This is a genomic window from Agrococcus sp. UYP10 (genome assembly GCF_040547205.1).
GTDB lineage: Bacteria > Actinomycetota > Actinomycetes > Actinomycetales > Microbacteriaceae > Agrococcus > Agrococcus jenensis.
This window is the reverse complement of record NZ_JBEPPG010000001.1, coordinates 279,989-297,731: the sequence shown is the minus strand read 5'-3', so window position 1 is coordinate 297,731 and position 17,743 is coordinate 279,989. Positions and strand designations below refer to the sequence as shown.

14 protein-coding genes are annotated in these 17,743 nt (G+C 72.7%); 10 read left to right on the top strand and 4 right to left on the bottom strand.

What is annotated here, in order from left to right:
• Positions 1-6 precede the first annotated feature (6 nt).
• Entirely contained in the window at positions 7-399 is a 393-nt protein-coding gene (locus ABIB37_RS01450) for an MmcQ/YjbR family DNA-binding protein (RefSeq protein ID WP_354255803.1), read from the bottom strand.
• Positions 400-460: 61 nt separating this feature from the next.
• On the opposite strand from ABIB37_RS01450, the gene ABIB37_RS01445 reads away from it, so the two are divergent.
• Positions 461-1,393 (top strand): 4-(cytidine 5'-diphospho)-2-C-methyl-D-erythritol kinase, encoded by a 933-nt coding sequence (locus ABIB37_RS01445; RefSeq protein WP_354255801.1) that lies wholly within the window; start codon positions 461-463, stop codon positions 1,391-1,393.
• Positions 1,394-1,549: 156 nt separating this feature from the next.
• Here ABIB37_RS01445 and ABIB37_RS01440 read toward each other — a convergent pair whose 3' ends face one another.
• On the bottom strand, positions 1,550-2,440 hold the full coding sequence (locus tag ABIB37_RS01440; RefSeq protein WP_354255798.1) for an SGNH/GDSL hydrolase family protein: 891 nt from the start codon (positions 2,438-2,440) through the stop codon (positions 1,550-1,552).
• 199 nt (positions 2,441-2,639) lie between these two features.
• Between ABIB37_RS01440 and ABIB37_RS01435 the strand changes: the two genes are divergently transcribed.
• The 7 genes from ABIB37_RS01435 to secA all read left to right on the top strand — a co-directional run bounded on the left by ABIB37_RS01435 (position 2,640) and on the right by secA (position 13,035).
• A complete protein-coding gene (locus ABIB37_RS01435) occupies positions 2,640-4,430 on the top strand; it encodes an ABC-F family ATP-binding cassette domain-containing protein (protein ID WP_354255795.1) in 1,791 nt (596 codons plus the stop codon).
• A gap of 94 nt (positions 4,431-4,524) precedes the next feature.
• Complete coding sequence (gene mtrA, locus ABIB37_RS01430) at positions 4,525-5,211, top strand: MtrAB system response regulator MtrA (RefSeq protein ID WP_123697303.1); 687 nt, start codon at positions 4,525-4,527, stop codon at positions 5,209-5,211.
• A gap of 8 nt (positions 5,212-5,219) precedes the next feature.
• Positions 5,220-6,932 (top strand): MtrAB system histidine kinase MtrB, encoded by a 1,713-nt coding sequence (gene mtrB / locus ABIB37_RS01425; RefSeq protein ID WP_354255792.1) that lies wholly within the window; start codon positions 5,220-5,222, stop codon positions 6,930-6,932.
• Complete coding sequence (locus ABIB37_RS01420) at positions 6,929-8,581, top strand: LpqB family beta-propeller domain-containing protein (protein ID WP_354255789.1); 1,653 nt, start codon at positions 6,929-6,931, stop codon at positions 8,579-8,581. Before mtrB ends, ABIB37_RS01420 begins: the two co-directional genes overlap by 4 nt.
• A gap of 63 nt (positions 8,582-8,644) precedes the next feature.
• Positions 8,645-9,313 carry a ComF family protein gene (locus ABIB37_RS01415; RefSeq protein ID WP_354255786.1) on the top strand — a complete coding sequence of 223 codons (669 nt, stop codon included), beginning with the start codon at positions 8,645-8,647 and terminating at the stop codon, positions 9,311-9,313.
• An 89-nt stretch (positions 9,314-9,402) separates the two neighbouring features.
• Positions 9,403-10,107, top strand: a complete 705-nt coding sequence (gene hpf / locus ABIB37_RS01410; protein WP_354255784.1) for a ribosome hibernation-promoting factor, HPF/YfiA family — start codon at positions 9,403-9,405, stop codon at positions 10,105-10,107.
• Positions 10,108-10,221: 114 nt separating this feature from the next.
• Positions 10,222-13,035 (top strand): preprotein translocase subunit SecA, encoded by a 2,814-nt coding sequence (gene secA / locus ABIB37_RS01405; protein ID WP_354255781.1) that lies wholly within the window; start codon positions 10,222-10,224, stop codon positions 13,033-13,035.
• Positions 13,036-13,359: 324 nt separating this feature from the next.
• Here the strand turns inward: secA and ABIB37_RS01400 are convergent, their stop codons facing one another.
• Positions 13,360-14,424 carry a trypsin-like serine peptidase gene (locus ABIB37_RS01400; protein WP_354255779.1) on the bottom strand — a complete coding sequence of 355 codons (1,065 nt, stop codon included), beginning with the start codon at positions 14,422-14,424 and terminating at the stop codon, positions 13,360-13,362.
• Positions 14,425-14,478: 54 nt separating this feature from the next.
• Positions 14,479-15,246 (bottom strand): PAQR family membrane homeostasis protein TrhA, encoded by a 768-nt coding sequence (gene trhA / locus ABIB37_RS01395; protein WP_354255776.1) that lies wholly within the window; start codon positions 15,244-15,246, stop codon positions 14,479-14,481.
• 82 nt (positions 15,247-15,328) lie between these two features.
• Between trhA and uppS the strand changes: the two genes are divergently transcribed.
• The gene (uppS, locus tag ABIB37_RS01390) at positions 15,329-16,105 is read left to right on the top strand and encodes a polyprenyl diphosphate synthase (protein ID WP_123697310.1); all 777 of its coding nucleotides are present in this window, start codon (positions 15,329-15,331) and stop codon (positions 16,103-16,105) included.
• Between the two features lie 205 nt (positions 16,106-16,310).
• A complete protein-coding gene (phoH2, locus tag ABIB37_RS01385) occupies positions 16,311-17,648 on the top strand; it encodes an RNA 5'-3' helicase PhoH2 (RefSeq protein WP_354255773.1) in 1,338 nt (445 codons plus the stop codon).
• The last annotated feature ends 95 nt before the right edge of the window (positions 17,649-17,743 follow it).

Genomic DNA, 17,743 nt, shown 5'->3' with positions numbered 1-17,743 from the left:
TCCGCCTCAGCGCGATCGCGCGTCGAGCTCCGCGACCAGCCGCTTCGGCGCCGTCACGCGGAACGACGCGTCGATGAGCTCGGCGACGCGCTCCCAGTCGGCGTCCTCGAGCTCCACCGCGATCCATCCGTAGGGCCCGAGGTAAGCAGGCGCGATCGCGCCCTCCTCGAGCATCGCGAGCCGCTCGTCCGGGTCGAGGAGCACGGTCAGGCGCTGCGGATGCACACCCGTAACGTGCTCCTCCTTCGTCGTGCCGGCGTAGTAGGCGAACACCTTCGTCGTGAAGAACGCCGGCCGGCCGTGCGAGACCTTCTCCTGCGCACCCGGCAGCGCGAGGGCGATCGCCCGCACCCGGGCGAGCAGCGGATCCGCCGGATCGAACATGATCTCGTGCGCCATGAGGGGAGGGTAGCGCCGGGGCTCGCAGGAAGCGCCTCGCGAGCGCACTAGGTTGGATGCCGTGGCGCAGGGCAGTCGGAGGAGCACGGTGCGGGCGAAGGCGCCCGGCAAGATCAACGTGCACCTGGGCGTCGGTGCGCTGCAGGACGACGGCTACCACGACGTCGCGACCGCCTACCAGGCCGTGAGCCTGCACGAGTTCGTCGAGGCGACCGAGGCCGATGACTTCTCGGTGCGCTTCTCGGGCCCGGTGCCGCACGAGCACCTCTCGACCGGCGCCGACAACCTGGCGATCCGCGCCGCGATGGCGCTCGCGCGCCGCGGCCGCGTCACCGGTGGTGTCTCGCTGTCGATCGAGAAGCACGTGCCGATCGCCGGCGGGATGGGCGGTGGCTCGGCCGACGCCGCGGCGACCCTCGTCGCGTGCGACGAGCTGTGGGGGCTGCACCTGGGCCGTGAGGCGCTGCACGACATCGCCAGGGAGCTCGGCGCCGACGTACCGTTCGCGCTGGCCGGCGGCACCGCCGTCGGCACCGGTCGTGGCGACCGGCTTACGCCTGCGCTCGCCCGCGGGCAGTTCCACTGGGTGCTCGCCTACACCGAGGCGGGACTGTCGACCCCCGACGTCTATCGCGCGCTCGACGAGCACCGCGCGCTGCACGCCGCCGACATCGCCCCGGCCCACGACGTGCCGACCGTGGATGCGCGGGTGCTGCAGGCGCTGCGGGCGGGTGACCCGTCGATGCTCGCCGAGGTGCTGCAGAACGACCTCCAGGCGCCGGCGCTGCGGCTCATGCCGCGGCTCGCGGGCACGCTCGAGCTGGGGGAGCGCTCCGGTGCGCTCGCCGGCATCGTCTCGGGGTCGGGCCCGACCGTCGCGTTCCTCTGCGACAGCATCGAATCGGCGATCGAGGTGCAGGCGAGCCTCTCGGCCGCGCAGCTGACGGCGGTCAAGGTGACCGGCCCGGTGCCGGGCGCCCGCCTGATCGACTGACCGGCCGCATCCGCCGCATCCGGCGTACCCGCCCGCGCCCGCCGCCGAGAGGTGGCGCTGCGCCCGACAGGTAGCCACGCGCGGCCACCCCTCGCGCGCGCGGCTACCCGTCGCGGGCACGGCCACCCCTCGAGGGTCGCGCGATCGAGGGTCGGCTCAGGGTGCAGTGGCCGCCAACAGCTCGTCCCGGATCCGGTCGTTGCCCAGCTGCGACGGGTGCGTGTAATCCTCTGCCAGCAGCTCGCCGGCCGCCGTGCGCCCGTCGGCACCGTTGAACGGCGCGAGCAGGTCGACGCACGTCCCGCCGGCCGCCTCCGTCTCGGCGCAGACAGCGTCGCGCCACTGCTCGAGTGCGCTCACGACCACGTCCTGCGCCGCGCTCGAGTCCTCGGGAGCGCGGGCGTCGAGCGCCTCCCACCCCGTCCACGCGTTGTAGGACGTGAGCGTGAGCAGCTCGGCATCGGCTGCCCGTGCACGGATCTCGGCGAGCAGCTGCGCGTAATCGGCGCGGACGGCCGCCGTCACGTCGGCGATGCACTCCGGCGTCGTCGCGATCAGCGTGTCGATCACCTGCTCGTCGGTCTCGACTGCGCCGACGCACGGCGCATCCGGCCGCCAGTAGGGCGGCTGGTCGTTGAAGCCGGCAGAGAGGACGACGGTCTGCGCGCTCGCGAGCGCGGTGTCGACGGTGCCGCGCTCCACCTGCTCGAGGATGTCGGCGACCTGGGCGCCGTCGTGGCGCGACAGGTTCTGCACCTCCGGGGCGCCACCCAGCGCCTCGCCCACCGCGGTGGCGTACGCGTCGACGAAGCCTGTGCATCCGGGGCAGTCCTCGGGGGCGTTGAACGGGATCGAGTCGCCGAGCACCACGAGCTGGCCCGCGGGCGCGGTCGAGGATGCGTCGGGCGCAGCGGCGGGATCGGAGGTCGGCGCCGCGGTGTTGCCCGGGCCCGCGGCGGCGCAGCCCGCGATCAGCACCGCGACGGCGACGGCCGCCGCGCCGAGTCGGGCGAGCGGTCGGCGTGACCGGATCGGGGAGTCGAGCATCGGGCACCTGCGATCGATCGATCCTGCGGATGCGCTGTCGCGAGCTCGTGGCAGCGGGTGCGGCGCGCCGACCGGCGGCGCGGCATGCCCTGCGCGGCTGCCCCGAGCAGGGGTCGTGCGGCGAGCATGGCACCGGCGTGCGCGCGGCGGAAGGGGCCGATCGGCCCGGCGCCGACGCCGAGTGCGGGATGATGGACGAATGGCTCATCTCCTGGGCGCCGAGCGGGTCGGCGTCGCGTTCCCCACGCGCACCGTCTTCGAATCCATCTCGCTCGGGCTCGACGACGGCGACCGCATCGGCATCGTCGGCCGCAACGGCGACGGCAAGTCGACGCTGCTGCGCGTGCTCGCCGGCAGCCTCGAGCCCACGAGCGGCCGCGTCACCCGCCGTGGCGGCCTGCAGGTCGGCGTGCTCGACCAGCGCGACACCCTCGACCCCGACTCGACGATCAGCCACGCGATCGTGGGCGACCGGCCCGAGCACGAGTGGGCGGGCGACGCGCGCATCCGCGACCTGCTCGCCGGCCTCGTCGGCGACCTCGACTGGCACGGCCGCATCGGCGACCTCTCCGGCGGGCAGCGCCGCCGCGTCGCGCTCGCGCAGCTGCTCGCCGGCGACTGGGACGTGCTCTTCCTCGACGAGCCCACCAACCACCTCGACGTGCAGGGCATCGCCTGGCTCGCCGACCACCTGAACGCCCGCTACGCGTCGGGTCGCGGCGCCTTCGTCGCGGTGACGCACGACCGGTGGTTCCTGGATGCGGTGTGCACCGGCACGTGGGAGGTGCACGACCAGCTCGTCGAGCCCTTCGAGGGCGGCTACGCGGCCTACGTGCTGCAGCGCGTCGAGCGCGACCGGATGGCTGCCGCGAGCGAGGCGAAGCGCCAGAATCTCATGAAGAAGGAGCTCGCGTGGCTCCGCCGCGGCGCGCCCGCCCGCACCGCGAAGCCGAAGTTCCGCATCGACGCCGCGACGCAGCTCATCGAGGACGAGCCGCCCGTGCGCGACCCGATCCAGCTCGCGCAGCTCGCCGCGACGCGGCTCGGCAAGGACGTCGTGGACGTCGTCGACGCCTCCGTCGAGCTCGGCGGCCGCACGATCCTCGACGACGTCACCTGGCGCATCGCGCCGGGCGAGCGCGCGGGCGTGCTCGGCCGCAACGGCGCCGGCAAGTCGACGCTGCTCGCGCTCATCGCCGGCCGCATCCGCCCCACGTCGGGCCGCGTGAAGACCGGCAAGACGGTGAAGATCGCCGAGCTCACGCAGGAGCTCGCCGAGCTCGCGCAGCACGAGGACGACCCGGTGCGCACCGTGGTCGCGAACCTCAAGACGAGCTACGCCTCGGGCGGCAAGGAGCTGACGCCCGGACAGCTGCTCGAGCGGCTCGGCTTCCGCTCGGGAGAGCTGTCGACGCTGGTCAAGGACCTCTCCGGCGGTCAGCGCCGCCGCCTGCAGCTGCTGCTGATCCTGCTCGACGAGCCCAACGTGCTCATCCTCGACGAGCCGACGAACGACCTCGACACCGACATGCTCGCCGCGATGGAGGACGTGCTCGACTCCTGGGCCGGCTGCCTCATCGTCGTCAGCCACGACCGCTACCTCATCGAGCGGGTCACCGACCACCAGTACGCCATCTTCGACGGCCGCCTGCAGCACGTGCCGGGCGGTGTGGATGCGTACCTGGCGATGTCGGGCAAGGGCTCGGTGGGCAAGGCGTCGAGCGCCGACGCCAAGGGCGACGCCCAGGCGGCACCCGCCGGGCTCAGCGGCGCCGAGCGCCGCGCGCTCGAGAAGGAGGCCGCGAGCCTCGACCGACGGCTCGCCAAGGCGACCTCGCAGCGCAAGGGCGTGCTCGACCGCTTCGAGGTCGTCGACCACAGCGACCTCGGCGCGCTCAGCGCGCTCCAGGCCGAGCTCGCCGAGATCGACGGGCGCATCGCCGAGCTCGAGGAGCAGTGGCTCGAGACCCACGAGGGCCTCGAGGCGTGAGCCTCGCGCGGGAGCGGCGGGCCGGGCCCTGCATCCGGTCGGCTCGGATAGTCTGACGAGAGCCGCGCCGCCTGCGCCGGCGGAAGGGGCCGCGATGACGGAGCAGACGATCCTCGTCGTCGACGACGACCCGGCGCTCGCCGAGATGATCGGCATCGTGCTGAGCGGCGAGGGCTACCAGCTCGAGTTCTGCGCCGACGGCGCCGCGGCCGTCGACCGCTTCCACGAGGTGAAGCCCGACCTCGTGCTGCTCGACCTCATGCTGCCCGGCAAGGACGGCATCCAGATCTGCACCGAGCTGCGCGCCGAGTCCGGCGTGCCGATCATCATGCTCACGGCGAAGGGCGACCCGACCGACATCGTCGTCGGCCTCGAGTCCGGCGCCGACGACTACATCACGAAGCCCTTCAACCCGAAGGAGCTCGTCGCCCGCGTGCGCACGCGACTGCGCCCGCAGCGGCAGGCCGACGCCGGCGTGCTCAAGGTCGCCGACCTCGAGATCGACGTCGAGGGCCACCAGGTGCGCCGCGGCGGCGACCCGATCGCGCTCACGCCGCTCGAGTTCGAGCTGCTCGTCACGCTCGCCTCGCGGCCGAGCCAGGTGTTCTCGCGCGAGATGCTGCTCGAGCAGGTGTGGGGCTACCACTACAAGGCCGACACGCGCCTGGTGAACGTGCACGTGCAGCGCCTGCGCTCGAAGGTCGAGCGCGACGTCGACAACCCCGTGGTCGTGACGACCGTGCGCGGCGTCGGCTATCGCGCCGGCGCCCCCCAGGCCTGAGGCCGCGCATGGCCGGGCGGCGCTGGAGCTGGGAGCGGGCGACGGGCTTCCTGCGGCGCTCGCTGCAGGCGCGCGTCGTCGCCTTCAGCATGCTGCTGTCGATGCTCGCGCTCGTCGGCGTCTTCGGCTACATGTCGGCATCCGTGGGTGAGAACCTCTTCGAGACGCGCCGCGACGAGGCGCTCGTCGAGGCGGTGCGCGCGACCGCAGGCATGCAGCAGATCTTCGACGAGGCCGTCACGCAGAGCCTGACGAGCGGTGAGGTCGACGCGCTGCAGGATCGCGCGCTCGACGCCGTCACCGGGGTCATCTCGTCGCGCTCGAGCACCGACTACGCCATGCTCCGCGCCGAGGCGCAGGCGTCGACGCTGCTGCAGATGAACGACGTGCAGTCGCAGGGCTTCGACACCGACCTGCTGCACGCCGAGCTGCGGAGCGCGGTCGCCGCATCGGCTGACCTGCCGTTCTACCAGTCGGTGCGGCTCGCCTCCGAGAACGGCGGCGAGCCCGGCATCATCGTCGGCACCACGGTCGACGTGCCGCTCGCGGGTCGCTACGAGCTCTACCTGCTCACCAGCCTGCAGTCGACGCAGGCGACGCTCGGCTTCATGCAGCTGACGATGATGCTCGGCGGCATCGCGCTCATCGGCCTCATCGGCCTCATCACCTGGTTCGTCGCGCGGATGGTCGTCGGGCCCGTCGAGGCGGCCGCCGCGTCGAGCGCGCGGATCGCCGCCGGCGAGTACGACGTGCGCATCCCGGTGCGCGGCGACGACGAGATCGCCAAGCTCGGGCGCTCCTTCAACGACATGGCCGACTCCATCTCGCGGCAGATCAACGAGCTCGCGACGCTGTCGACCGTGCAGCAGCGCTTCGTCTCCGACGTCTCGCACGAGCTGCGCACGCCGCTCACGACCATCCGCCTGGCCGGTGACGTGCTGCACGACCGGCGGGATTCGTTCGACCCGGTCGCGGGCAGGACGGTCGAGCTGCTGCACACGCAGATCGAGCGCTTCGAGCAGCTGCTCGCCGACCTGCTCGAGCTCAGCCGCTTCGACGCGGGCGCCGCGCAGCTCGAGATCGAGCCGACGAACCTCGTGCGGCTCGCCGAGGGCGAGCTCGCGGCCGTCGAGCCGCTCGCCGCCGAGCGCGGCACCGAGCTGCGGCTCGTCGCGCCCGGCGGGCACTTCGAGGCCGAGGTCGACCCGCGGCGCATCCGACGCATCCTGCAGAACCTGCTCGCGAACGCGATCGACCACGGCGAGGGGCGGCCCGTCGTCGTCACGGTCGACTCGACGAGCGATGCGGCCGCGATCGCCGTCCGCGACCACGGCGTCGGCATGACCGAGGAGGAGGCCGCGCGCGTCTTCGACCGCTTCTGGCGCGCCGACCCGTCACGGCAGCGGCGCACCGGCGGCACCGGCCTCGGGCTCTCGATCAGCCGTGACGACGCGGCGCTGCACGGCGGCTGGATCGACGTCTGGTCGCGGCCGGGGGAGGGCACCGCGTTCCGCCTCACCCTGCCGCGCGCCGGCGCACACGCCGTGTCGTCGCCCATCGAGCTGCCGCCCGCCGACACGCAGGCGATCGAGCTGCCGCACCACCCCCACGTGCTCGAAGCCCCGGCCGACGAGGCCGGGATGGCGCTCGCCGAGCCCACGGTCGAGATCGCGCTCGTCGACCCCGCGCCGCGGGCCGCGACCGAGGAGGCCGACCGATGATCCGCTCCGTCGCCGCCATCGCGGCCGCCGCCGTGCTCGTGCTCACGGGGTGCGTCGCCATCCCCGACTCCGGCGCCGTCACCGAGGGCGTCGTCGACGTGAGCGAGCAGGAGAACGGCCTGGTCTTCCTCGCGCAGGAGCCCGAGGAGGGCGCGACGCAGGAGCAGATCATCCTCGGCTTCCTGAGCGCGGGCATCAGCCCGGACGACGACTTCTCGATCGCCCGGGAGTTCCTGACGCGCGACGAGGCGCAGCGCTGGCAGCCGGACGCCGGCGTCATCGTGCGCGCCGGCCCGCCGGAGGTCTCGTTCGGCAGCGAGACGCAGGCCACCGCGGTCGTCGCCGCGCTCTCGGAGGTGGACGCCGGCGGTGCGCTCCGGCGCCCGGGCGAAGACCGGATGCTCGAGTTCGAGATGCTGCTGCAGGACGGCCAGTGGCGCATCGCGGCCGCGCCGGACGGCATCGTGCTCTCGAGCTTCCACTTCGCCGAGCTGTTCCGGATGCACGCGCTGCACTGGATGACCCCGGACGCCACGCGCTCGGTGCCCGAGGTGCGCTGGTTCGAGCGCACCGCGACCACGCTCCCGTCGCGCATCATCGACGCGCTGCTCGACGGCCCCTCCACGTGGCTGTCGCCGGCCGTCGTCACCTCGGGCGCCGCCGACGCGTCGCGGGTGGGCGAGCCGCGCGTCGACGGCACGACCATGACGGTGACGGTCGACGCCACGCAGATCCAGCAGCAGGGCCCCGGCAGCCTGCAGGCGCTCTCGCAGCAGCTCGCGCTGTCCCTCCGCACGGTCGGCGTGCGCGAGGTGATCGTCGAGATCAGCGGCCGCCCCGACCTCTCGGCGTCGAGCGCCGCGAGCCCGCCGATCGACCTCGGGGCGGTCGATCCGCGCCCGCTCGTGCTCGACGGCGCGTCGCTGCGCCCGATCGGGGCAGGGGCGTCGACGATCGAGGACGTCGGGCCGACGCTCAGCGCGATCGGTGCGACGAGCTACACCGTCGGGGCCGAGGGCGGCGTCGCGCACACCGGCACGACCGCCGTCTGGATCGAGGCCGGCGCCGATCCCGTGACGATCTCCGCCGACGCGGCATCGGTCGGCACCGTCGACGACAGCGGATGGGTGCTGCTGCAGGAGCGCTCGGCGCCGCAGCGGCTGCTGGCGTGGCGCGACGGCGAGCGGGTCGAGCTGGGGCTGCCGCCGGGCACCGGGCGCATCACCGCGATGGAGCTCGCCCGCGACGGCTCGCGGCTCGCGATCGTGACGGTCGACGGCGACGCGAGCCAGGTGCTCGTCGCGGCGATCGTGCGTGACGCCGAGGGGAGGCCCGCCTCGCTGGGCGAGCCCTACCCGCTGCCGCTGCTCGACGGCGTCGCCACCGACGTGACGTGGTCGGGGCCGACGCAGATCGCGGTGCTCGCCGCCGGCGGTGACCAGGCGCAGATCGCCACGCTCGTCGTGGGCGGCGACTCCGAGCAGCTGCCGCAGCCCGGCGTCCCGGTGCAGGCGCTCGTGGGCGGCAGCGAGGGCACCTCGACGCTGCGCGCCCTCGGCGCCGACGGCTCGCTGCTCTCGCAGCGCGGCAGGGTCTGGACGGCGGCCGACGGACTCGGCCCGATCTCGCTCATCGCGACGCAGCAGTAGCGCCGTCCACAGGTGCGCGGCGCCGCCGAGCGCGGCACGGCATCCGCGCCGCATCATCGGGGCATGCGGATGCGGGCGGGCGCGGTGGTGGGCAGGGGGCCGATCGCCGCAGCCCTGCGGGAGGCGGCGAGCGTGCTGTGGCCCGTCGCGTGCGCCGGGTGCGGCGCCGTCGACGTCGCCGTCTGCGGCGCGTGCCCGGCGGCGCTTCGGGCAGGACCGCTGCGGGAGGCGCTCGACGGCGTGCCGCTGCTCGCGGCCGCCGCCTACGAGGGACCGGTGCGCGAGCTCGTCGCGGCGTGCAAGGAGCGCGGCGGCCGGGCGGAGGCACGGGCGCTGGGCGCAGGGCTCGCGCTCGCGGTCGCCGCGGCACCGCCAGGGGCGCTCGTGCGGGTGCCGTCGAGCCGCGGCGGGATGCGGCGGCGTGGCTTCGACCCGGTCGTGCTCGTGCTGCGCGCCGCCGGGCTGCGCGCGACGCCGCTGCGCCGCATCCGGGGTGGTGGTGCGCAGAAGCAGCGGTCCGTCGAGGCCCGGCGGGTCGCGGCGGCGGGGTCGCTCACGCTGCCGTCGAGCGCGGCGCGCCGGCTGGTCGGCAGTGCCGTCGTGGTCGTCGACGACGTCGTGACGAGCGGTGCGACGGCCCGCGAGGCGGTGCGCGCCCTGCGTGCGGCCGGGTGCCGGCCGGTCGCGATCGTGGCCGTCGCGCGCACGCCCAAGCGGGTTCCTGGGAGGTGAGCCGACGCACGGCGGCCGGGGGTAGAGTGCAGGCCACGCACGTCGGCATTGCACGCCGCAGCGCCGACGCCGACCAACGGGAGGCCACGATGGACATCACGTTCGGCGCCAAGGGCGCAGACATCACAGACCGGTTCCGCGCATATGCGGAGGAGAAGCTCGCGAAGGTCACGCAGCTCCTCCCGCGGGCCACGGCGCTCGATGTCAAGCTCACCCGACACGCGGATCCGCACGCCGCCATCGCGGGCGGCAGGGTCGAGATCACCGTCCACGGCCCCGGCTCGATCATCCGCTCGGAGGCCGACGGCCCCGACAAGTACATGGCGTTCGACTCCGCCTTCCACCGCATCATGGAGCGCGCCCGGCGTGCCCACGACAAGCGCCACGACCACAGCGCCCGCCGGCGCACGCCGCTCCGCGACGCCGCCGTCGCCGGCTTCGAGCAGGTCGCCGTCACCCCGGCCGACCCCGCGCTCGTCGAGGCCGTCGCGACCGGCTCGATCCCCGTCGTCGCCCAGGAGCAGCCCGAGGCCGAGAACCAGTGGTCGCCCGTGGTGATCCGCGAGAAGCGGTTCCCCGGCAAGCGCATGAGCGTGCGCGACGCCGTCGACCAGATGGAGCTGGTCGGCCACCCCTTCTACCTCTTCGTCGACGAGGCCACCGATGAGTGCGCCGTCGTCTACCGCCGCAAGGGCTGGTCCTACGGCGTCATCTCCCTCGACGACGAGGCGGCCGAGGACGGCACTGAGGCCCGCGTCGTGGCCGACGCCGAGAGCGAGCGCGCCGCGTCCTGACCGCCCAGAGCGGCACCCCAGAGGGCTCTGGGGTGCCGCTCGTCGCGCGTTGCTACGATGAGCAGTCGGTCAACGGACCGTGACCGAACCCCTACCTCACGGGAGGCATCCCTCGTGGCCAACTTCTTCGAGAACATGCTCCGAGCCGGCGAAGGCCGGCTGCGGCGCCGCCTGGAGCGCATCGCCGCAGATGTGGCTGCCCTCGAGGACGCGTTCGAGGATCTGACCGATGAGGAGCTCGCGGGCGAGACCGCGGAGTTCCGGCAGCGCTACGCCGACGGCGAGCCGCTCGACGCGATGCTGCCCGAGGCCTTCGCCGCGGTGCGCGAGGCGGCGAAGCGCACGCTGGGGATGCGCCCCTACGACGTGCAGGTGATGGGTGCCGCTGCCCTGCACCTCGGCAACATCGCCGAGATGAAGACCGGTGAGGGCAAGACGCTCGTCGCCCCGATCGCCGCCTACCTCAACGCCATCACGGGTGACGGCGTGCACATCGTCACGGTGAACGACTACCTCGCGAGCTACCAGTCGGAGCTGATGGGCCGCGTCTTCCGCGCCCTCGGCATGACGACCGGATGCATCATCTCCGGGCAGACGCCGGAGGTGCGGCGCGAGCAGTACGAGGCCGACATCACCTACGGCACGAACAACGAGTTCGGCTTCGACTACCTGCGCGACAACATGGCGCACTCGAAGGAGGCGATGGTCCAGCGCGGCCACGGCTTCGCGATCGTCGACGAGGTCGACTCGATCCTCATCGACGAGGCCCGCACGCCGCTCATCATCTCCGGCCCGGCCGCGGGCGAGGCGAACCGCTGGTTCGGCGAGTTCGCGCGCATCGCCAAGCGGCTCCGCCCGGACGTCGACTACGAGGTCGACGAGAAGAAGCGCACCGTCGGCGTGCTCGAGCCCGGCATCGAGCGGGTCGAGGACCTGCTCGGCATCGACAGCCTGTACGAGTCGGCGAACACGCCGCTCATCTCCTTCCTCAACACCGCGCTCAAGGCGAAGGCGCTCTTCAAGCGCGACAGCGACTACGTCGTCATGAACGGCGAGGTGCTCATCGTCGACGAGCACACCGGCCGCATCATGCAGGGTCGCCGCTTCAACGAGGGCATCCACCAGGCGATCGAGGCGAAGGAGGGGGTGCAGATCAAGGCCGAGAACCAGACGGTCGCGACGGTCACCCTGCAGAACTACTTCCGCCTCTACGACAAGCTCTCGGGCATGACCGGCACCGCCGAGACCGAGGCCGCCGAGTTCATGGCGACCTACAAGCTCGGCGTGGTCCCGATCCCGACGAACAAGCCGGTGCAGCGCGCCGACCGGTCCGACCTCGTGTACGCGACGGTCGAGGGCAAGTTCAAGCACGTCGTCGACGACATCGTCGAGCGGCACGCGGCCGGCCAGCCCGTGCTCGTCGGCACCACGAGCGTCGAGAAGAGCGAGTACCTCTCGGGCCTGCTCGCGAAGGCCGGGGTCAAGCACGAGGTGCTCAACGCCAAGAACCACGCTCGAGAGGCGGCGATCGTCGCCCAGGCCGGCCGCGTCAGCGCCGTCACCGTCGCGACGAACATGGCCGGTCGAGGCACCGACATCATGCTCGGCGGCAACGCGGAGCACCTCGCCGTCACGCGCATGCAGGAGCTCGGGCTCAGCCCCTCCGAGACGCCGGACGAGTACGAGGAGCGCTGGGACGACGTCTTCGCCGAGGTCAAGGCCGAGGTCGAGGCGGAGGCCGCGAAGGTCATCGAGGCCGGCGGCCTCTACGTGCTCGGCACCGAGCGCCACGAGTCGCGCCGCATCGACAACCAGCTGCGCGGCCGCTCCGGCCGCCAGGGCGACCCGGGCGAGAGCCGCTTCTACCTCTCGATGCAGGACGACCTGCTGCGCCTGTTCGGCGGCTCCGTCGCGGAGCGCTTCATGGCCGTCGACGCCGACGAGGACGAGATCCCGCTCGAGTCGAAGATCTTCTCCCGCACGATCCGCACCGCGCAGGCGCAGATCGAGTCGCGCAACGCCGAGATGCGCAAGAACGTGCTGAAGTACGACGACGTGATGAACCGCCAGCGCGAGGCGATCTACTCCGACCGCCGGCACATCCTCGACGGGGACGACCTCGAGGGCAAGGTGCAGGGCTTCCTCGAGGGCACGCTGCGATCGCTCGTCTCCGACCACGCGGTGGGCAACGACAGCGACGAGTGGAACCTCGAGGCGCTGTGGACCGAGGCGAAGCAGATCTACCCCGTCGGCATCACGATCGACGAGGTGGTCGCCGAGGCGCAGCCGCGCCTGACGGCCGACTTCCTGTACGAGCAGCTCGTGTCGGACGCGAAGATCGCGTACCAGAAGCGCGAGGAGTCGCTCGGCTCGCCCGCGATGCGGCTGCTCGAGCGCCGCGTCGTGCTGTCGGTCATCGACCGCAAGTGGCGCGACCACCTCTACGAGATGGACTACCTGCGCGAGGGCATCGGCCTGCGCACGATGGCGCAGCGCGACCCGGTCGTCGAGTACCAGAACGAGGGCTTCGCGCTCTACCAGCAGATGATGTCGGCGATCCGCGAGGAGTCGATCTCGTTCCTGTTCAACCTCGAGGTCAAGGTGCAGCAGGGCGCGAGCCCCGAGGCGCCCGCGATCGAGGGCGGCGGGCTCGAGGAGCCCGAGGAGGAGAGCCCGGAGGCGCTCACCTACTCGGCGCCCGACGAGGACGGCGAGGCGTCGGTGCACGACGCGCGGGGCAAGGAGCTCGGCGCGGCGACCGACAAGGCGCGCCAGCGCTCCGGCAACCCGGCGGTCGCCGGGAAGGCGAAGGCCGCTGGCGGCAACCGCGAGCAGCGCCGCGCCGCCGACAAGGCGGCGAAGGCCGCGCCGAGGAAGGGCGCGTTCGGCCAGCTGCAGGACGCCGACAACGAGGGCTCCTCCCGCTGATCGCACCCACCCGCTGATCACGTAGTAGCCGGACGCAGTCCGGCCGCGTATCGAGATCACGCTCGCGTCCTTCGTCTCGATACGCGGCCTTCGGCTGCTACTCGACGAGCGTGGGGGCGCGGCCTTCGGCAGCTCCTTGACGAGCGGGTGGGCCTCCACCCGCTGATCGAGTAGCAGCCGGACGGAGTCCGGCCGCGTATCGAGATCACGCTCGGCCAGTCGTCTCGATACGCGGCCTTCGGCTGCTACTCGACGAGCATCGGGGGCGCGGCCTTCGGCTGCTACTCGACGAGCGGGTGGGCGACGAGCGTGGCGGCGCGCGCGTCAGTCGTCGAGCGTGCGCAAGCCGTTGTAGGCGGTGACGCCGAGCGGCGGGCCGTAGGCGCCCGTCTCGCCGCCGTTCGAGTAGACCGCGGTGATGTGCCCGGCCCCCGTCTGCGGATCGAGGTTCGAGACGAACCCGGACCCCGAGGCGCCGTCGCCCATCTCGCAGTCCGCCCCGTAGTTCGCATCGCCGCCCGCGCCGTAGTCGAGCTCGTCCTCCGCGCAGTGGCGCAGCACCTCCGCGTCGAACGCGTCGTTGCCGGGGTAGCCGGCGATCACCACGCCGTTCGTCTCCGCGGTGAAGCTCACGCCCTGGCCGCCGACGACGTCCTCGAGCGTCGTCTCACCCTGCGGCGCGAAGCGGACGAAGCCGAAGTCGAAGCCCATCCAGCCGTCGTCGTCGGCGCCGTCGAGCCAGCGATCGTTCGCCTCCAGGTACTGGTCGGGCACCCACCAGCGCTCGGCCTCCCAGGTGCCGAAGGGCGCATCGCCGCGCTCGTAGCCCGGCTCGAAGGTGATCCGGTCGTAGTAGTCGCGCGTCTCGTCGTCGAAGACGCAGTGCGCGGCGGTGACGACGACGAGCCCGGACTCGCTGTTGATGACCGTGCCGCTGCACGTGTACTCGGCGTCCTCCGTCTCGAGCACGAGGCGGCCGACGGTCGTCAGCAGCAGGCTCGCGTCGGCGGTGTGCGGCGTGCCCGGCAGCAGCTCGTCGCCGCCGTCGTGCACGGGCATCGCGATGCCGGGCGCGACTCGGGCGGTGCCGCGCGTCGGCTCGAGCACGAGGTCGAGCGCCGCATCCGGGAAGTACCCGTCGACGGTCTCGCCCTGCGAGCCGGCGTAGAGCTCGCCGGTGTCGGCGTCGGTCTCGTCCGTCGTCGTGATCGGCGCGTCCGGCTCGACCGGCCGCACCTCGATCTGCGGCTCGCCCGACGGCCGCGGGGTCTGCGAAGGCGGCTGCTGCGGCTGCCGGGTGGGCAGCGGCGGCGCCAGGATGATGCATCCGCTCATCGTGAGGACGGTGAGCGCCGCTGCGGCCACGGCGGCGGTTCGAGCGAGGCGCATGCTGCGACGCTAGGGCGGTGCGCCGCAGGATCGCTGAGAACGCGGCGCGCGGCGTCAGGCCGGCGGTGCGACGGCGACGAGCATGATCGCCGTCCCGTGGCACAGGAACGCGACGAGCGTGCAGGCGTGGAAGATCTCGTGGAAGCCGAACCGGCCGGGGAACGGGTTCGGCTTCTTCATCCCGTAGGCGATGGCGCCGACCGTGTAGGCGAGCCCGCCCGCGATCACGAGCGCCGCGGTCAGGGCGTTGGCCGACCAGATCTGCGGCAGGAACGCGACGGCCGCCCAGCCGAGGGCGAGGTAGATCGGCACGTAGAGCCAGCGCGGTGCGTGCAGCCAGAAGATGCGGAAGGCGATGCCCAGCACGGCGCCGGCCCAGATGACGGTCAGCAGGATCCAGTCGGTGGGCGACGGCAGCGTCAGCAGCGCGATGGGCGTGTAGCTGCCCGCGATGAGCAGGAAGATGTTGGCGTGGTCGAGCCGCTTGAGCACCACGCGCGTGCGCTCCTGCCAGTGGAAGCGGTGGTAGACGGCCGAGACGCCGAACATCAGCAGGCTGGATGCGGCGTACACGGCGGTCGAGACCTTCGCGGTCGTGCCGTCGGCGATCACCACCAGCACGATGCCGGCGATGAGGGCGAGGGGCGCCGTCCCCGCGTGGATCCAGCCGCGCCAGGTGGGCTTCTGCTCGACGGCGGCCTCGACGATCGAGTCGCCGGCCGCCTCGATGAGCGGGAGGTGCGCGGAGGACGGGTCGCTGACGCGGACCTCGGGGGAGGGCCGGTCGGACGACGCGCCTGCCGGCTCGGACTGCAGTGCCATGACGACAGCGTACGGCGTACGCAGTACCGCGTCGAGCATGCCGATGCCGCCGTGGGGGACGAGCGCCCGGTAGGTTCGACGGGTGCGACTGCGCAGCTCGCCGGGATCACGGCTCGTCTACCGCTACTACGAGCGGCGGCTGCGGCGCGACCTCCAGCGCACCGCGGTGCCTCGCCACATCGCCATGATCATCGACGGGAACCGCCGCTGGGCGCGGGAGCAGAAGCTCGAGAGCGCGGGCCACGGGCACCGCGCCGGCGCCGCGAAGCTGCGCGAGTTCGTCGACTGGTGCGCCGAGATCGGCGTCGAGGTGGTGACGCTCTACCTGCTGTCGCGCGACAACCTCACCGGCCGCGGCGGCGAGGAGCTCGGCGAGCTCTGCGAGATCATCGCCGAGCTCGCCGACGACCTGTCGCGCCTGCCCGGCCGCCGCATCCGCCACGTCGGCGACACCCGCGGCTTGCCGCGCCCGCTCGTCGCGGCGCTCGAGGGCGCGGTCGCACGCAGCGCGGATCAGGACGGCATCGTCGTGAACCTGGCCGTCGGCTACGGCGGCCGGCACGAGCTCGTCGAGGCGGTGCGCAAGATCCTCGAGGGCGCCGACGGCGCGAGCGTCGCCGAGATCGCCGAGCGCCTGTCGCCCGAGCTCATCGCCGAGCACCTCTTCACCGCCGGCCAGCCGGACCCTGACCTCGTCATCCGCACCTCCGGCGAGCAGCGGCTGAGCGACTTCATGCTGTGGCAGAGCGCGCACAGCGAGTTCTACTTCGTCGAGGCGCTCGGGCCCGACCTGCGCGAGGTCGACTTCCTGCGCGCGGTGCGCTCGTACGGGCTGCGCGAGCGACGCTACGGGCGCTGACGGGGCGGCGACCTGAAGCCCAGGTTTCGATCGGATGAACTCTGGCTGAGGCCGCGTGTGTCGGATCGTCGGATGCGCTGGAGGCGAGCGTAGATTCGGCCCTGTCGGGCAGTTCCGCCCGACAGCGAGCGGCCTTCGCGTCCGCGAGCAACACGGAGGTGACGGCCGCGTGATACCGACCCCAGGGTCGGCAAGGGAGCGTCACGTGCCTGAACTCGCCACCACCCCCCAGAGCGGCGTCGCCGAGGCAGAGGGCCTCGACACCCGCCAGCGCACCTACGTGCTCGACACGAGCGTGCTGCTGTCCGATCCGGGGGCGATCCACCGCTTCGCCGAGCACGCCGTCGTGATCCCCGTGATCGTGATCGCCGAGCTCGAGAAGAAGCGGCACGACCCGGAGATCGGCTACTTCGCGCGCAAGGCGCTGCGGAACCTCGACGACCTGCGGGTCACGCACGAGCGGCTCGACTTCCCGGTGCCGACCGAGGGCGGCGGGAGCCTGCGCGTCGAGCTGAACCACTCCAACCAGCAGGTGCTGCCGAGCGGACTCCAGCTCGGCGACAACGACTCGCGCATCCTCGCGGTCGCCTCGAACCTCGCGGGCGACGGGCTCGACGTCTGCATCGTCTCGAAGGACATGCCGATGCGCGTGAAGGCCGCATCGATCGGGCTGCCGGCCGAGGAGTACCTCGCCGAGCAGGCGGTGGACTCGGGATGGACCGGCACCGCGGAGCTCGCGCTCTCCGGCGAGCAGATCAACCGGCTCTACGAGGACGAGCGGCTCGACACCAGCAAGGTCGCCGACCTGCCGATCAACACCTGCCTCGTCATCTCGTCCGAGCGCGGCTCGGCGCTCGGCCGCGTCACCCGCCGCGGCGAGGTCTCGCTCGTGCGCGGCGACCGCGAGGTCTTCGGCGTGCACGGCCGCTCGGCCGAGCAGCGGCTGGCGATCGACCTGCTGCTCGACAACGAGGTGGGCATCGTCTCGCTCGGCGGTTCCGCTGGCACCGGCAAGTCGGCGCTCGCGCTCGCGGCGGGCCTCGAGGCGGTGCTCGAGCGGCGGCTGCACAAGAAGGTCATCGTCTTCCGCCCGCTCTACGCGGTGGGTGGCCAGGAGCTCGGCTACCTCCCGGGCGACGCCGCCGAGAAGATGAACCCGTGGGGCCAGGCGATCTACGACACGCTCGGCGCGCTCGTGAGCGACAACGTGCTCGACGAGGTCGCGGCCCGCGGCATGCTCGAGGTGATGCCGCTCACGCACATCCGCGGCCGCTCGCTGCACGACGCGTTCGTGATCGTCGACGAGGCGCAGTCGCTCGAGCGCAACGTGCTGCTGACGGTGCTGAGCCGCATCGGCCAGAACTCGCGCGTCGTGCTCACGCACGACGTGGCGCAGCGCGACAACCTGCGCGTCGGCCGCCACGACGGCGTCGCGAGCGTCATCGAGACGCTCAAGGGGCACGACCTCTTCGGCCACATCACCCTGCAGCGCAGCGAGCGCAGCCGCATCGCGGCGCTCGTGACGAGCCTGCTGGAGGACTGACCGCCGATCGCGGACCCGATTCCGGATGCCGGACCCCAGATCTCGGGTCCCGCCGGGGTCGGGTCCTTCGGCGTCCGGGGTCCGCGCCGCCGTGT

Excerpts from the sequence above, each read along its gene's own strand:
- mtrB (WP_354255792.1), top strand. The coding sequence starts at position 5,220 with ATGGCCGGGCGGCGCTGGAGCTGGGAGCGGGCGACGGGCTTCCTGCGG.
- ABIB37_RS01415 (WP_354255786.1), top strand. The coding sequence starts at position 8,645 with ATGCGGATGCGGGCGGGCGCGGTGGTGGGCAGGGGGCCGATCGCCGCA.
- ABIB37_RS01440 (WP_354255798.1), bottom strand. The coding sequence starts at position 2,440 with ATGCTCGACTCCCCGATCCGGTCACGCCGACCGCTCGCCCGACTCGGC.
- ABIB37_RS01420 (WP_354255789.1), top strand. The coding sequence starts at position 6,929 with ATGATCCGCTCCGTCGCCGCCATCGCGGCCGCCGCCGTGCTCGTGCTC.
- mtrA (WP_123697303.1), top strand. The coding sequence starts at position 4,525 with ATGACGGAGCAGACGATCCTCGTCGTCGACGACGACCCGGCGCTCGCC.
- trhA (WP_354255776.1), bottom strand. The coding sequence starts at position 15,246 with ATGGCACTGCAGTCCGAGCCGGCAGGCGCGTCGTCCGACCGGCCCTCC.
- hpf (WP_354255784.1), top strand. The coding sequence starts at position 9,403 with ATGGACATCACGTTCGGCGCCAAGGGCGCAGACATCACAGACCGGTTC.
- ABIB37_RS01450 (WP_354255803.1), bottom strand. The coding sequence starts at position 399 with ATGGCGCACGAGATCATGTTCGATCCGGCGGATCCGCTGCTCGCCCGG.
- ABIB37_RS01435 (WP_354255795.1), top strand. The coding sequence starts at position 2,640 with ATGGCTCATCTCCTGGGCGCCGAGCGGGTCGGCGTCGCGTTCCCCACG.
- ABIB37_RS01400 (WP_354255779.1), bottom strand. The coding sequence starts at position 14,424 with ATGCGCCTCGCTCGAACCGCCGCCGTGGCCGCAGCGGCGCTCACCGTC.